The sequence below is a fragment of the Pseudomonas sp. 58(2021) genome (genome assembly GCF_017491585.1).
In the GTDB taxonomy this organism is placed as follows: domain Bacteria; phylum Pseudomonadota; class Gammaproteobacteria; order Pseudomonadales; family Pseudomonadaceae; genus Aquipseudomonas; species Aquipseudomonas fluorescens_BT.
The window spans coordinates 230,291-244,810 of sequence record NZ_JAFGYZ010000007.1 but is presented as its reverse complement, the minus strand read 5'-3'; the positions used below and the strand labels follow the sequence as shown (position 1 = coordinate 244,810).

The 14,520-nt window shown below is 61.5% G+C and carries 16 protein-coding genes; 6 read left to right on the top strand and 10 right to left on the bottom strand.

The features are described from left to right. Positions 1–76: 76 nt before the first annotated feature. Both J5M72_RS10745 and dadA read right to left on the bottom strand, forming a co-directional pair. Positions 77–430 carry a RidA family protein gene (locus tag J5M72_RS10745; RefSeq protein ID WP_039765240.1) on the bottom strand — a complete coding sequence of 118 codons (354 nt, stop codon included), beginning with the start codon at positions 428–430 and terminating at the stop codon, positions 77–79. Beyond that, positions 402–1,706: a D-amino acid dehydrogenase gene (gene dadA / locus J5M72_RS10740; protein WP_085708888.1), complete on the bottom strand. Its 1,305-nt coding sequence runs from the start codon at positions 1,704–1,706 to the stop codon at positions 402–404. The genes J5M72_RS10745 and dadA overlap by 29 nt, the downstream gene beginning before the upstream one ends. Positions 1,707–1,860: 154 nt before the next feature. Between dadA and J5M72_RS10735 the strand changes: the two genes are divergently transcribed. Next, positions 1,861–2,349, top strand: coding sequence for an Lrp/AsnC ligand binding domain-containing protein (locus J5M72_RS10735; protein WP_003177284.1), 489 nt, complete (start codon positions 1,861–1,863; stop codon positions 2,347–2,349). 4 nt (positions 2,350–2,353) lie between these two features. Here the strand turns inward: J5M72_RS10735 and J5M72_RS10730 are convergent, their stop codons facing one another. Continuing rightward, entirely contained in the window at positions 2,354–2,707 is a 354-nt protein-coding gene (locus J5M72_RS10730) for a YkgJ family cysteine cluster protein (RefSeq protein WP_007954485.1), read from the bottom strand. A gap of 145 nt (positions 2,708–2,852) precedes the next feature. On the opposite strand from J5M72_RS10730, the gene J5M72_RS10725 reads away from it, so the two are divergent. Further along, positions 2,853–4,163, top strand: coding sequence for an FAD-binding oxidoreductase (locus J5M72_RS10725; RefSeq protein ID WP_207865436.1), 1,311 nt, complete (start codon positions 2,853–2,855; stop codon positions 4,161–4,163). 141 nt (positions 4,164–4,304) lie between these two features. Here J5M72_RS10725 and J5M72_RS10720 read toward each other — a convergent pair whose 3' ends face one another. Further along, complete coding sequence (locus J5M72_RS10720) at positions 4,305–4,550, bottom strand: DUF1127 domain-containing protein (RefSeq protein ID WP_169432447.1); 246 nt, start codon at positions 4,548–4,550, stop codon at positions 4,305–4,307. Between the two features lie 179 nt (positions 4,551–4,729). Here J5M72_RS10720 and J5M72_RS10715 point away from each other — a divergent pair, with 179 nt between their 5' ends. Beyond that, positions 4,730–6,151: a PLP-dependent aminotransferase family protein gene (locus J5M72_RS10715; RefSeq protein WP_207865435.1), complete on the top strand. Its 1,422-nt coding sequence runs from the start codon at positions 4,730–4,732 to the stop codon at positions 6,149–6,151. Between the two features lie 60 nt (positions 6,152–6,211). Then, on the top strand, positions 6,212–7,780 hold the full coding sequence (locus tag J5M72_RS10710; RefSeq protein WP_207865434.1) for a phospholipase D family protein: 1,569 nt from the start codon (positions 6,212–6,214) through the stop codon (positions 7,778–7,780). 21 nt (positions 7,781–7,801) lie between these two features. On the opposite strand, the gene J5M72_RS10705 is transcribed toward J5M72_RS10710, so the two are convergent. After that, positions 7,802–8,947, bottom strand: coding sequence for an MFS transporter (locus J5M72_RS10705; protein WP_207865433.1), 1,146 nt, complete (start codon positions 8,945–8,947; stop codon positions 7,802–7,804). Positions 8,948–9,134: 187 nt separating this feature from the next. After that, positions 9,135–10,628 carry an aldehyde dehydrogenase gene (locus J5M72_RS10700; RefSeq protein ID WP_085708877.1) on the bottom strand — a complete coding sequence of 498 codons (1,494 nt, stop codon included), beginning with the start codon at positions 10,626–10,628 and terminating at the stop codon, positions 9,135–9,137. Between the two features lie 235 nt (positions 10,629–10,863). On the opposite strand from J5M72_RS10700, the gene J5M72_RS10695 reads away from it, so the two are divergent. Continuing rightward, on the top strand, positions 10,864–11,226 hold the full coding sequence (locus J5M72_RS10695) for a cupin domain-containing protein (protein ID WP_169432451.1): 363 nt from the start codon (positions 10,864–10,866) through the stop codon (positions 11,224–11,226). Positions 11,227–11,299: 73 nt separating this feature from the next. On the opposite strand, the gene rpmG is transcribed toward J5M72_RS10695, so the two are convergent. From rpmG to J5M72_RS10680, 3 genes are all read right to left on the bottom strand, one after another. After that, complete coding sequence (gene rpmG, locus J5M72_RS10690) at positions 11,300–11,455, bottom strand: 50S ribosomal protein L33 (RefSeq protein WP_003177274.1); 156 nt, start codon at positions 11,453–11,455, stop codon at positions 11,300–11,302. 11 nt (positions 11,456–11,466) lie between these two features. After that, positions 11,467–11,700, bottom strand: coding sequence for a 50S ribosomal protein L28 (gene rpmB, locus J5M72_RS10685; protein WP_003177273.1), 234 nt, complete (start codon positions 11,698–11,700; stop codon positions 11,467–11,469). 199 nt (positions 11,701–11,899) lie between these two features. Continuing rightward, positions 11,900–12,067, bottom strand: coding sequence for a hypothetical protein (locus J5M72_RS10680; RefSeq protein ID WP_207865432.1), 168 nt, complete (start codon positions 12,065–12,067; stop codon positions 11,900–11,902). Between the two features lie 79 nt (positions 12,068–12,146). On the opposite strand from J5M72_RS10680, the gene J5M72_RS10675 reads away from it, so the two are divergent. Next, positions 12,147–13,733, top strand: a complete 1,587-nt coding sequence (locus J5M72_RS10675) for an ABC transporter substrate-binding protein (protein WP_207865431.1) — start codon at positions 12,147–12,149, stop codon at positions 13,731–13,733. A gap of 67 nt (positions 13,734–13,800) precedes the next feature. Here the strand turns inward: J5M72_RS10675 and radC are convergent, their stop codons facing one another. Further along, positions 13,801–14,475: a DNA repair protein RadC gene (gene radC, locus J5M72_RS10670; protein ID WP_169432454.1), complete on the bottom strand. Its 675-nt coding sequence runs from the start codon at positions 14,473–14,475 to the stop codon at positions 13,801–13,803. Positions 14,476–14,520: the final 45 nt, after the last annotated feature.

Below are 14,520 nucleotides of genomic sequence, written 5' to 3'. Positions count from 1 at the left end.
GGTCATGGAATAAAAACCGGCGCTGGCTGGCGGCGTGAACCGCCAACAGCACCGGGAGAGGGATCTTTACAACGTGTTACGGCAACGCGGCGACGATGGAGATCTCGACCAGGATGCTCGGCTTGGCCATCTTCGCTTCAACCGTGGCACGGGCCGGCGCGGCGCCTTTGGGCAGCCACTGATCCCACACCGAATTCATGCCGGCAAAGTGCGCCTCGATGTCGTTCAGATAGATCGTCGCCGACAGCAGATGCTGTTTGTCGGTGCCGGCCAGATCGAGCAGACGCTCGATGTTGGCGAGTACGTCGCGGGTCTGCTGTTCGACACCGGCGTTGAAGTCATCGCCGACCTGCCCGGACAGATACACCGTACCGTTGTGGCTGACGATCTGACTCATGCGCTCATTGGTGAGCTGGCGCTGGATTGCCATGCTTTGCGGACTCCTGGGTCTTGTTGCCATAACGGGAAATATCGAGGCCTTCGGCGCTGATCTGCGGCTTTTTCTTCGCCATCAGGTCAGCCAGCAAGCGACCGGAGCCACACGCCATGGTCCAGCCGAGGGTGCCGTGACCGGTGTTCAGGAACAGGTTCTTGAACGGGGTGGCGCCGACGATTGGCGTGCCATCCGGCGTGGTTGGACGCAGACCGGTCCAGAAACTCGCTTCGGCCAGATTGCCGCCCTGAGGATAAAGGTCGTTGACGATCATCTCCAGGGTTTCGCGCCGACGCGGGTTGAGCGACAGGTCAAAACCGGCGATCTCCGCCATGCCGCCAACGCGGATGCGGTTGTCGAAACGAGTGATCGCGACCTTGTAGGTCTCGTCGAGGATGGTCGAAGTCGGGGCCATGGCCGGGTTGGTGATCGGCACGGTCAGCGAGTAGCCCTTCAACGGATAGACCGGGGCCTTGATGCCCAGCGGCTTGAGCAGTTGCGGCGAGTAGCTGCCGAGGGCCAGCACGTAGCGGTCGGCGGTTTCCAGCTTGCCGTCGATCCACACGCCGTTGATGCGGTCACCGGCGAAGTCGAGGCGCTGGATGTCCTGGTTGAAACGGAATTCCACACCCAGGTTCACGGCCATTTCGGCGAGGCGGGTGGTGAAAATCTGGCAGTCGCCGGTCTGGTCGTTCGGCAGGCGCAGGGCACCGGCGAGGATGTCGGTGACGCTGGCCAGCGCCGGCTCGACGCGGGCAATGCCGGCGCGGTCGAGGACTTCGAACGGTACGCCGGACTCTTTCAGGACGGCGATGTCCTTGGCGGCGCCATCAAGCTGAGCCTGGGTGCGGAACAGCTGGGTGGTGCCCAGGCTGCGACCTTCGTAGGCGATGCCGGTTTCGGCGCGCAATTCGTCGAGGCAGTCGCGGCTGTACTCGGACAGACGCACCATGCGCTCCTTGTTCACCGCGTAACGGTTGGCGGTGCAGTTGCGCAGCATCTGCGCCATCCACAGGTACTGGTCGATGTCGGCGGTGGCCTTGATCGCCAGCGGCGCGTGGCGTTGCAGCAGCCATTTGATGGCCTTGAGCGGAACGCCCGGCGCGGCCCACGGCGAGGCGTAGCCCGGCGAGACCTGGCCGGCGTTGGCGAAACTGGTCTCCATGGCCGCGGCGGGCTGCCGGTCGACCACCACCACTTCAAACCCGGCACGGGCCAGATAGTAAGCACTGGCGGTACCGATGACGCCGCTACCCAAGACCATAACGCGCATTTTTGTATCCCTCTCGCGGCGTGCCGCGTACGTCTGTTGTCAGAGCAATGATGCGCGCAGTGTAAAAAAGATTCGCCAGTGCTTTTCACTGTATAAGCGCCTATATTTGGCGACAATTCTCGGCAAAAACCCTTTTCACGGAGGCGCATCCCCTATGCGTACCAACACTCAGACCAAACGTGAGCTGGACAAGATCGACCGCAACATCTTGCGGATCCTGCAGGCGGACGGGCGGATATCATTCACTGAACTGGGCGAAAAAGTCGGGCTCTCCACCACGCCCTGCACCGAGCGGGTGCGACGCCTGGAGCGTGAGGGGATCATCATGGGCTACAACGCCCGCCTGAATCCGCAGCACTTGAAGGGTAGTCTTCTGGTGTTCGTCGAGATCAGCCTCGACTACAAGTCCGGCGATACTTTCGAAGAGTTCCGACGCGCGGTGCTGAAATTGCCCCACGTACTGGAGTGCCACCTGGTGTCAGGGGATTTCGACTATCTGGTGAAGGCGCGGATTTCCGAGATGGCCTCGTACCGCAAGCTGCTGGGCGACATCCTGCTCAAGCTGCCGCACGTACGCGAATCCAAGAGCTACATCGTGATGGAAGAAGTGAAAGAGAGCCTGAGCCTGCCGATTCCGGACTGAACGCTCAGACCAGCACTTGCCGGTTCTCGGCCATGTACTCGAACACCTGCTTCTCGACCCGTGGGTGAATCAGCTCCACCGGCCGACGGCCGTTGGGGCACGGCAAGGTCTGGGTGGTGCCAAACAAGCGGCAGATCAGCGGCCGTTCGTCATACACCGTGCAGCCGTTCGGCCCCAGGTGCACACAGTTGAGTTCCTCCATGGCCGCGTCCTGCTCGGCGCGCGTCTTGCGCGGCAGGCGGGACATTTCCTCGGGCGAGGTGGTCACCGGCCCACAGCAGTCATGACAGCCCGGCACGCACTCGAACGTGGGAATCTGCTGACGCAGGGTGCGGATTTTCTGACTGTTGCAGCTCATTGCAGCGGTAACCGGAGCGAAATAGGCGGCAATTGTGCCGCAAAAGCCGTGATCCAGACACCACGGGCCGACCAATGTTGCCCGGCCTCGGGCCTGCGGCTTATGCTCCGTCAAATTTTCTCGACACCCGTTCAGGATGACGCCCATGAATGCCCGCGCCCAAGCCTTCGCGAGCCAACCCCACGTTGCCTCTTACTACGCCGCCAGCAGCCTGCCGCAGCCCGACCATCCGGTGCTGCAAGGCGAGCTGATCGCGGACGTGTGCGTGGTCGGCGGCGGTTTCTCCGGGCTGAACACCGCGCTGGAGCTGGCAGATCGCGGGCTGAGCGTCGTGCTGCTGGAAGCGCACCGGATTGGCTGGGGCGCCAGCGGCCGCAATGGTGGGCAATTGATTCGCGGGGTGGGTCACGGCCTCGATCAGTTCGCCAATGTGATCGGCGCCGACGGCGTGCGCCAGATGAAACTCATGGGCCTGGAAGCCGTGGAAATCGTCCGACAACGCGTCGAGCGTTTTCAGATCCCCTGCGACCTGACCTGGGGCTACTGCGACCTCGCCAACAAACCTTCCGACCTTGAAGGTTTTGCCGAAGACGCCGAAGAGCTGCGCAGCCTCGGTTACCGCTACGAAACCCGCCTGCTGCAAGCGAACGAAATGCACACTGTGGTCGGCTCCAGACGCTACGTCGGCGGCCTGATCGATATGGGTTCCGGGCATCTGCATCCATTGAACCTGGCACTCGGCGAAGCCGCCGCGGCGCAGCAACTGGGGGTGAAGCTGTTCGAACAATCGGCGGTCACCCGCATCGACTACGGCCCTGAAGTCCGGGTGTACACGGCGAAAGGCTCGGTGCGGGCGAAGACTCTGGTGCTCGGCTGCAACGCCTATCTCAACAATCTGAATCCGCAACTCAGCGGCAAGGTGCTGCCCGCCGGCAGCTATATCATCGCCACCGAACCGCTGAGCGAAGAACAGGCCCACGCCCTGCTGCCACAGAACATGGCGGTCTGCGACCAGCGGGTGGCGCTGGATTACTACCGCCTCTCGGCGGACCGTCGTCTGCTGTTCGGCGGCGCCTGCCATTACTCGGGTCGTGATCCGAAGGACATCGGCGCGTACATGCGGCCGAAGATGCTCGAAGTGTTCCCGCAACTGGCCTCGGCGAAGATCGAGTATCAGTGGGGCGGGATGATCGGCATCGGTGCCAACCGTCTGCCGCAGATTGGCCGGCTAAGCGATCAGCCGAACGTGTATTACGCCCAGGCCTATTCCGGTCACGGGGTGAATGCCACGCACCTGGCGGGCAAGTTGCTGGCCGAGGCCATCAGCGGCCAGCACAGCGGCGGTTTCGACCTGTTCGCCAAAGTGCCCCACATCACCTTCCCCGGTGGCAAGCATCTGCGCTCGCCGTTGCTGGCGTTGGGGATGTTGTGGCATCGCCTTAAAGAGTTGGTCTGATGATTTTGTAGCGTCCTTGAGGCCGCCATCGCTGGCAAGCCAGCTCCCACAAGGTCGGTGGTGGACACTGATTTTGTGAACACCACCACTACTGTGGGAGCGGGCTTGCTCGCGAAGGGGCCGAAACAGACGCTAAAGCGTTCAGATCCGCCAGAACGGCTTCAACCCCTCCTCCAGCGCCTGTTCGCGAGTCAGCCCGACATCCTTGAGCTGCTCCGCCGTCAGGCCCAGCAGCGCTTTGCGTGTGTGCAGACGATGCCAGAACAGGCCCCAGCGGTTCAGGCCGGACGGCGCGTTGCGCAGCATCTCGTTGCGCGCGTTGTCCTGTTGCCCTGCCTCCAGTTCCTGACTGTGTAACGTCAGCCGCACATCGCTCAAGCCGTTCATTTTTGTCGCTCCTGTTTACTTGGGTAGCCAGAGATTCCATGATGCGCGGGCCGACAAAAGCATTACAGATTCAACACATCTGTATTATTTCCATACAGATTTGCTGTCTCCAGGACTGAATTGTCGATTTACGCCGCATCTGTACTGGTTTTTCGAATCACCTGCATCGAGGCAGTGCCATGACCCTGTATGTGAACCTCGCCGAACTGCTCGGCACCCGCATCGAACAAGGCTTCTACCGTCCTGGTGATCGCCTGCCGTCGGTGCGCGCCTTGAGCGTAGAACACGGGGTCAGCCTGAGCACGGTGCAGCAGGCCTATCGAATGCTGGAAGACAGCGGCCTGGCCACGCCAAAGCCCAAATCCGGGTACTTCGTGCCGGTCGGCCGCGAGCTGCCGGAACTGCCAGCGGTCGGGCGCCCGGCCCAGCGCCCGGTGGAAATTTCCCAGTGGGATCAGGTGCTGGAACTGATTCGCACGGTGCCGCGCAAGGATGTGGTGCAACTCGGTCGCGGCATGCCGGACATTTCGTCACCGACGATGAAACCGCTGCTGCGCGGACTGGCCCGTATCAGTCGCCGCCAGGACATGCCCGGTCTGTATTACGACAACATCCACGGCTCCCTCGAACTGCGCGAACAGATCGCCCGGCTGATGCTCGATTCCGGCTGCCAGTTGAGCGCCAGCGACCTCGTCATCACCACCGGTTGCCATGAAGCGCTGTCCACCAGCATCCACGCGATCTGCGATCCGGGTGACATCGTCGCGGTGGAATCGCCAAGCTTCCACGGCGCCATGCAGACCCTCAAAGGGCTGGGCATGAAAGCCCTGGAAATCCCCACCGACCCGCTCACCGGCATCAGCCTCGAAGCGCTGGAACTGGCGCTGGAGCAATGGCCGATCAAGGTCATCCAGCTCACGCCCAACTGCAACAATCCGCTCGGTTACATCATGCCGGAGTCGCGCAAGCGGGCCTTGCTCAATCTGGCCCAGCGCTTCGACGTGGCGATCATCGAGGACGATGTATATGGCGAGCTGGCCTACACCTACCCGCGTCCGCGCACGATCAAATCCTTCGACGAGGATGGCCGCGTGTTGCTGTGCAGCTCGTTCTCCAAGACCCTCGCGCCGGGGCTGCGCATCGGCTGGGTTGCGCCGGGTCGGTATCTCGAACGCGTGCTGCACATGAAATACATCAGCACCGGCTCCACCGCCCCACAGCCGCAGATCGCCATCGCCGAATTTCTCAAGGCAGGGCACTTCGAACCGCATTTGCGGCGGGTGCGCACGCAATACCAGCGCAATCGCGACGTGATGATCGACTGGGTGGCCCGTTATTTCCCGGCAGGCACCCGCGCCAGCCGTCCGCAAGGCAGCTTCATGCTCTGGGTCGAACTGCCGGAAGGTTTCGATACCCTGAAACTGAATCGTGCGCTGCACGATCAAGGCGTACAGATTGCCGTCGGCAGCATCTTTTCCGCCTCGGGCAAGTACCGCAATTGTCTGCGCATGAACTACGCGGCCAAACCGACACCGCTGATCGAAGACGCGGTGCGCAAGGTCGGTGCAACGGCAATCAGATTGCTGGCGGAAGCCGACTGACTTTTCACGAGCAAACAGCGTCCATATGCCCAACCCTGCCGCCAACCGGAACAATCCCACGTGAGCTTCAGACAGCCCCTACTCGCTCTGCTGGTACTCGCCTCGTTCCTTGGCGGTTGTGCGTCTATCGACGTACCGCGCGAATCGAGCCAGGCCTTGCCGGCGTCCGACTCCGCGTTCGGCCGCTCGATCCAGGCCCAGGCGGCTCCCTACAAGGGCCAGTCCGGCTTTCGCCTGCTGTCCAACAGCACCGAAGCCTTCACCGCCCGCGCCGAACTGATCCGCAACGCCCAAAGCAGCCTCGACCTGCAGTACTACATCGTCCATGACGGCATCAGCACGCGAATGCTGGTGGAAGAAGTGCTGAAGGCCGCCGACCGTGGCGTGCGGGTGCGGATCCTGCTGGACGACACCACCAGCGACGGTCTCGACCTGATCATCGCCACGCTGGCGGCGCATCCGAATATCCAGATCCGCCTGTTCAATCCATTGCACCTGGGCCGCAGCACCGGCGTGACCCGCGCCGCTGGCCGGCTGTTCAACCTGTCGCAGCAACACCGGCGGATGCACAACAAACTGTGGCTGGCGGACAACAGTGCCGCGATCGTCGGCGGACGCAATCTGGGTGACGAGTACTTCGATGCCGAGCCCAACCTGAACTTCACCGACATCGACATGCTCAGCGTCGGACCGGTCGCCGAACAGCTCGGACACAGTTTCGACCAGTACTGGAACAGCGCCCTGAGCAAACCGATCGACGAATTCCTCTCCAGCAAACCCTCGGCCAAAGACCTGCAGAACACCCGCACGCGCCTGGAAGAATCCCTCGAGGAAACCCGCAAACAAAATCACGCGCTCTATCAGCAGTTGATGACCTTCACCACCCACCCGCGCATGGACATCTGGCGCCGAGAGCTGATCTGGGCGTGGAACCAGGCGTTGTGGGATGGACCGAGCAAGGTGCTGGCGGACGGCGAGCCCGATCCGCAACTGCTGCTGACCACGCAACTGGCACCGGAACTGCGGGGTGTCAGCAAGGAACTGATGATGATTTCCGCCTACTTCGTACCGGGCCAGCCGGGGCTGGTTTACCTCACCGGCCGGGCCGATGCGGGCGTATCGGTGAGCCTGCTGACCAACTCGCTGGAAGCCACCGATGTGCCGGCAGTACACGGTGGTTATGCGCCGTATCGCAAGGCGTTGCTGGAACATGGCGTGAAACTGTTCGAGCTGCGGCGCCAGCCTGGGGATAACTTCGGCAGCGGCCCGCATCTGTTTTACAGCAAGTCGTTTCGCGGCTCGGATTCCAGCCTGCACAGCAAGGCGATGATCTTCGACGGAAAGAAAGCGTTCATCGGCTCGTTCAACTTCGACCCCCGCTCGGTGCTGTGGAACACCGAAGTCGGGGTGCTGGTGGACAGCCCCGAACTGGCAGCCCATGTGCGGGAACTGGCCCTGCAAGGCATGGCCCCGGCGCTGAGCTACGAAGCGAAACTGCAGGACGGGAAAGTGGTATGGGTCACCGAGGACAACGGCCAGATGCACACCTTGACCAAGGAGCCCGGCAGCTGGTGGCGGCGCGTCAATGCGTGGTTCAGCACCACGGTGGGGCTGGAGCGGATGCTGTAGCGATCCGCCCCGGTCGGATCCTCAGGCAGGCTCCGGCACCTTGCCGAACGCACCTTGCCGCAACAGCAGTATCACCAGCCCGAACGCCCCGGCCGCCATAAACCATGGCAGCGCGTGCCCGCTGATCCATTGACTGCCCGCCCCCGCCGCCAAAGGCCCGATCAGGCAACCGACACCCCAAAGTTGCGCGACATGCGCATTGGCGCGCACCAGCGCATCGTCACGGTAGCGCTCGCCGATCAGGATCAGCGACAAGGTGAACAAGCCACCGGCACTGGCGCCGAACAGCACCCACAGCGGCCAGATCAGCAAGGTGTCGATCAGCATCGGGATCGCCAGACTCGACAGCATCAGCACCACGGCGCAACCGGCGAACAAGGTCCGCCGAGACAGGTAGTCGGCCAATGCACCGATGGGCAATTGCAGCAGCGCATCGCCCACCACCACGGTGCTGACCATCGCCAGCGCCATTTCTGCCGTAAAGCCTTGTTGCAGGCAATACACCGGCAACAGGGTCAAAATCATCGCCTCGAACGCGGCGAACAGCGACACCGCCCAGGCAATTGCCGGCAGCTCGCGACTGAAGCCCCACAGATCACCGAAAGTCACACTACTGGCCTCGCTGCTCGGCGCCCCGCTGCGACCCAGCAGCAACAGCGGCGAGACAATCAGCAGGGCGACGCCGACCCAGAAGCCGTAATCATGCGCGGTGCCGAGTGCGCCCAGCAGCAACGGACCGGACAGTTGGCTAAGCGCATAACTGCTGCCATACAGCGCCACCAGCCGCCCACGCCACTGCTCGACCACCAGTTGGTTGATCCAGCTTTCGCCGAGGATGAAGACGATGGTCAGGATCACCCCGATCATCAACCGCAGCACCAGCCAGATCGGGTAGCTCGGTAGCAGTGCCAGCAGGCCGATGGACAATGCGCCGCCCCACAGGCACAGGCGCATCAGGTTCGCCGTGCCGAAACGCGCCGCCAGATGACTGGAAATCTTCGCCCCGAGCAACACGCCAATGGCCGGCATCGCGGCCATCACACCAATGGCGAACGAGCCGTAACCCCAGCCCTCCAGACGCAACGACACCAGCGGCATGCTGACACCGAGGGCCAGGCCAACACTCAAGACAGACGCCAACACGGCGAAATACGTCGCCCAACGCATGGTCCACGCTCCTGTGGATAATTTTTATGTGCACCACAAAACCAATGTGGGAGCGGGCTTGCTCGCGAATGCAGTCTGACAGTCGACATTATTGCTGACTGACACACCGCCTTCGCGAGCAAGCCCGCTCCCACAAGGGTCTCTGTTTCGTCAGGGAGCCTGGAGTGACCGGGCTCCCGTCAACGGCTTACAGCTTGATCCAGGTCGCCTTCAGCTCGGTGTATTTATCGAATGCATGCAGCGACTTGTCACGGCCGTTGCCCGACTGCTTGAAGCCGCCGAACGGCGCGGTCATGTCGCCGCCATCGTACTGGTTGACCCACACGCTGCCGGCACGCAGTGCCTTGGCGGTCAGGTGTGCCTTGGAGATGTCCTGAGTCCAGACCGCTGCCGCCAGGCCGTAAGGCGTGTCGTTGGCGATGTTGATCGCCTCTTCGGCGGTATCAAAAGCGATGACCGACAGCACCGGGCCGAAGATCTCTTCCTGGGCGATCTTCATCGCGTTGCTCACGCCGTCGAAAATCGTCGGCTCGACGTAGGTGCCACCGGTTTCCTGAAGAATGCGCTTGCCGCCAGCCACCAGTTTGGCGCCGTCGGTATGGCCCGACTCGATGTAGGACAGCACGGTGTTCATCTGTTGGGTATCGACCAGCGCGCCAACGTTGGTAGCCGGATCCAGCGGGTTGCCCGGTTTCCAGGCTTTCAGCGCCTCGATCACCATCGGCAGGAATTTGTCCTTGATCGAACGCTCGACCAGCAGACGCGAACCGGCAGTGCAGACTTCGCCCTGGTTGAAGGCGATGGCACTGGCGGCGGATTCGGCGGCGGCCTGCAGATCCGGCGCATCGGCAAACACGATGTTCGGGCTCTTGCCGCCAGCTTCCAGCCAGACGCGTTTCATGTTCGATTCGCCGGAATAGATCATCAGTTGCTTGGCAATTTTGGTCGAACCGGTGAACACCAGGGTGTCGACATCATTATGCAGAGCGAGCGCCTTGCCGACGGTGTGACCGTAGCCCGGCAGCACGTTCAGCACGCCTTTCGGAATACCGGCCTCGACCGCCAGTTCGGCGATGCGAATGGCGGTCAGCGGGGATTTTTCCGACGGTTTGAGGATCACCGAGTTACCGGTCGACAGGGCCGGACCGAGCTTCCAGCAGGCCATCATCAGCGGGAAGTTCCACGGCACGATGGCGCCGACCACACCCACTGGCTCGCGGGTTACCAGTCCCAGCTGGTCGTGCGGCGTAGCGGCGACTTCGTCGTAGATCTTGTCGATCGCTTCACCGCTCCAGCTCAACGCCTGCGCGGCGCCCGGCACGTCGATGTACAGCGAATCGCTGATCGGCTTGCCCATGTCGAGGGTTTCGAGCAGGGCCAGTTCTTCGGCGTGCTGTTTGAGCAGGCCGGCGAAACGGATCATGGTGGCTTTGCGCTTGGTCGGTGCCAGGCGCGACCAGACGCCGGAATTGAAGGTGGCGCGGGCGTTTTCCACGGCGCGCTGGGCATCGGCGGCGTCACAGCTGGCAATCTTGCCCAGCAGACGGCCATCGACCGGGCTGATGCACTCGAAGGTCTCGCCGGAGACGGCATCGGTGTACTCGCCGTTGAGGTAGGCGCGGCCTTCGATCTTCAGGTCGCGGGCGCGTTGTTCCCAGTCGGCACGAGTCAGGGTGGTCATTCGAGTGTCCTCCTCTTGTTCAATACGAGCGCCGCGATCGTCGCGGTCGTCCTCAGGAATACTGCCCGGCCAGCCTGCTTTTCGGCCCAAGGCATCCGCCACCCTAAACCAGCGGCCGGGGTTGTTTCAATATATTTGACATAAGCTCCTTATACGGCCTTGCGGCGTTCAATTTAATCAACATAGACTTTGGCCCTTTCAAGCCACCGCGCCGTCATCACGGGAGAAAACAACAATGAACATCCAGAACGTCGTCGACATCAGCCTGACCATGGACCAGGCCGAGCGCTACCGTCCGGACCCGGCCAAAGTATTGAAGGGCGATCCCGAGCAGGCGGTGTTCAATCAGTACGACAGCCCTTGCGGGCAAATGGGTGTCGGCGTGTGGGAAGGTGCGGTTGGGCAGTGGACGGTGAATTACACCGAACATGAATACTGCGAAATCCTCCAGGGCGTTTCAGTGCTGCGAGACAGCGAAGGCAACGCCAAGACCCTGCGTGTCGGTGACCGCTTCGTGATTCCCGCCGGTTTCCGTGGCACCTGGGAAGTGCTGGAAGCGTGCCGCAAGGTCTATGTGATCTTCGAACAGAAGGCCTGAGGCTTTTCGCCAGACAACAAAAAAGGCCCGTATCGTGAGATACGGGCCTTTTTCGTAAGTCGGGAAAAATCAATTACTTGATTTTGCCTTCCTTGTAGATCACGTGCTTGCGAACAACCGGATCATATTTCTTGATCTCGATTTTGTCCGGGGTAGTACGCTTGTTCTTGTCGGTAGTGTAGAAGTGACCAGTACCGGCGCTCGAGATCAAACGAATCAATTCACGCATGATTAGCTCCCTTAAACCTTGCCGTCGCGACGCAGCTCGGCCAGCACAACGCTGATGCCACGCTTGTCGATGATACGCATGCCTTTGGCGGAAACGCGCAGGCGTACGAAACGTTTCTCTTCTTCAACCCAGAAGCGGTGATGCTGCAGGTTCGGCAGGAAACGACGACGGGTTTTGTTGTTTGCGTGGGAAATGTTATTCCCGGTTACCGGACCCTTACCGGTAACTTGACATACTCTAGACATGCCTCAGCCCTCTAAAACCACATGCCCAACCCGGCATGGGTTGGCCGCTTAATCTCTAGTCATTGTGGCGCCAGGCGCCGCGATTCTTTAGAGGTCTTACCGGCTACACCTACAAGCGAAGGAACCGGGCCCCTAGAAAAGAGCGCTGCTTTATACCAGAAAGACCACGGAGCAACAACTTTCCGTGTGCAATGAATAGCTAAAAAGCCGCTTTTTCCGCCTGCAAGCGCCTTGGGTAAAGGCTGCCGGCAATTTTTACCATTCGTCGAAGAAAATCGATCATACCCGCATTCGGGATTTTTCCTGCCGCCATTTCCGACAATTCCCCGGCCACAAGGACTCGAAAATGCAAAAAGGGGATAGTCATTTGCAATTGCGACCACTAGGGTAGGCCTTTTCCAGACTGCACTTGCAGATGGGCCTTCGATCTGTAAAGGAAGCCGACCATGCGCCTCGCTGCCCTCCCCCTGCTGCTCGCCCCGCTATTGCTGAGCCCCCTGGTCCATGCCGCCGCCCTGAGCGTCTGCACCGAGGCCAGCCCTGAAGGGTTCGACGTGGTGCAATACAACTCGCTGACCACCACCAACGCCTCGGCCGACGTACTGATGAATCGCCTGGTGGACTTCGACACCGCCAGCGGCAAGGTGGTCCCGAGCCTGGCCGACAGCTGGGAAGTCAGCACCGACGGCCTGAGCTATGTCTTCAAATTGCACCCGCAGGTGAAATTTCATACGACCGACTACTTCAAGCCAACCCGCGAGTTGACCGCCGAAGACGTCAAGTTCAGCTTCGACCGCATGCTCGACCCGGCCAACCCGTGGCACAAGGTCGCCCAGAGTGGCTTCCCGCATGCCCAGTCGATGCAGCTGCCGAGCCTGATCAAGAAGATCGACGCACTGGACCCGCTGACCGTGCGCTTCACCCTCGATCACCCGGACTCGACGTTCCTGGCGACCCTGAGCATGGGCTTCGCCTCGATCTACTCCGCGGAATACGCCGACAAACTGCTGAAGGCCGGCTCGACCGACAAGCTCAACAGCCAGCCGGTCGGCACCGGCCCGTTCGTCTTCACCCGATTCCAGAAAGACGCGTCGATCCGCTACAAGGCCAACCCGGATTACTTCCGCGGCAAGCCTGCGGTGGACCCGCTGATCTTCGCCATCACGCCGGACGCCAACGTGCGCCTGCAAAAACTGCGGCGTAACGAGTGCCAGATTGCCCTGTCGCCAAAACCGCTGGACGTACAGGCCGCGAAGCAGGAACCGACGCTCAAAGTCGAAAAGACTGACGCGTTCATGACCGCATTCGTCGGCATCAACAGCCAGCATCCGCCGCTGGACAAACCGGAAGTGCGTCAGGCGATCAACCTCGCCTTCGACAAGGCCAACTACCTGAAGGCTGTGTTCGAAGACACCGCCGAGCCCGCCAACGGCCCGTATCCGCCGAACACCTGGAGCTACGCGAAGAATCTGCCGGGTTACCCGCACGACGTGGCAAAAGCCAAGGCACTGCTGGCCAAGGCCGGCCTGAAGGACGGTTTCCAGACCACCATCTGGACACGTCCGTCCGGCAGCCTGCTCAACCCCAACCCGAGCCTCGGTGCGCAATTGCTGCAGTCGGATCTGGCGGAGATCGGCATTCAGGCGGAAATCCGCGTGATCGAATGGGGCGAATTGATCCGTCGTGCCAAGGCGGGCGAGCATGACCTGCTGTTCATGGGCTGGGCCGGCGACAACGGCGACCCGGATAACTTCCTCACGCCGCAGTTTTCCTGCGCAGCGGTGAAATCCGGCACCAACTTCGCCCGCTACTGCAATGCCGACCTGGACAAGCTGATCAGCGCCGGCAAGACCACCAGCGAACAAGGTGTGCGCACCAAGCTGTATGAGCAGGCGCAGGCGCAGATCCAGCAGCAGGCGCTGTGGCTGCCGCTGGCGCATCCGACGGCGTATGCACTGACGCGCAAAGACGTGCAGGGTTACTCGGTCTCCCCGTTCGGGCGGCAGGACTATTCCAAGGTCACCCTCAAATAACCCGCCACAACACAAAACCTGTGGGAGCGGGCTTGCTCCCACAGGGGTTAGCGTTTGTACTTGGAAGCTACATCCAGCCACACTCCGCCATCGACAACGGCTCCCCATCGCCAACGATGAAGTGATCGAGCACCCGCACGTCAACCAACTCCAAAGCCTTCTGCAAGCGCTTGGTCAATAATCGATCAGCCTGACTCGGATCGCTGTTGCCCGACGGATGGTTGTGGCACAGGATCACGGCGGCCGCGTTATTGGCCAACGAGCGCTTCACCACTTCTCGGGGATGTACCGCGGTGTTGTCGATCGAGCCGCGAAACAGGGTCTCGAAGGTCAGCACCTGATGTTTGGAGTCGAGAAACAGGCAGCCGAACACCTCGTGCGGCTCATGGCGCAGCATGGCCTTGAGGTAATCGCGGACCACCTGCGGATTCTCCAGCGCCGTTTTCTGCCGCATGCGCTCGGCCAAATGTCGCCGCCCCATCTCCAGCACGGCCTGCAGTTGGGCGAACTTCGCCGGCCCCAGACCCAATTGCTCGCTGAACGCCCCGAGATCAGCCTCCAGCAACGCACGCAGGCTGCCGAACTGATTCAACAAGTGTCGCGCCAGATCCACCGCGCTTTTACCGGATACGCCGGTCCGCAGAAAAATCGCCAGCAATTCGGCATCGGAAAGACTTCCCGAGCCCTGTTCAAGCAGCTTCTCCCGCGGCCTTTCCGCCGCCGGCCAATCGCGAATACTCATACACCTTCCTTGTCTGTGGGCGCCGCTGTTCCGTAGCGGTCGCTG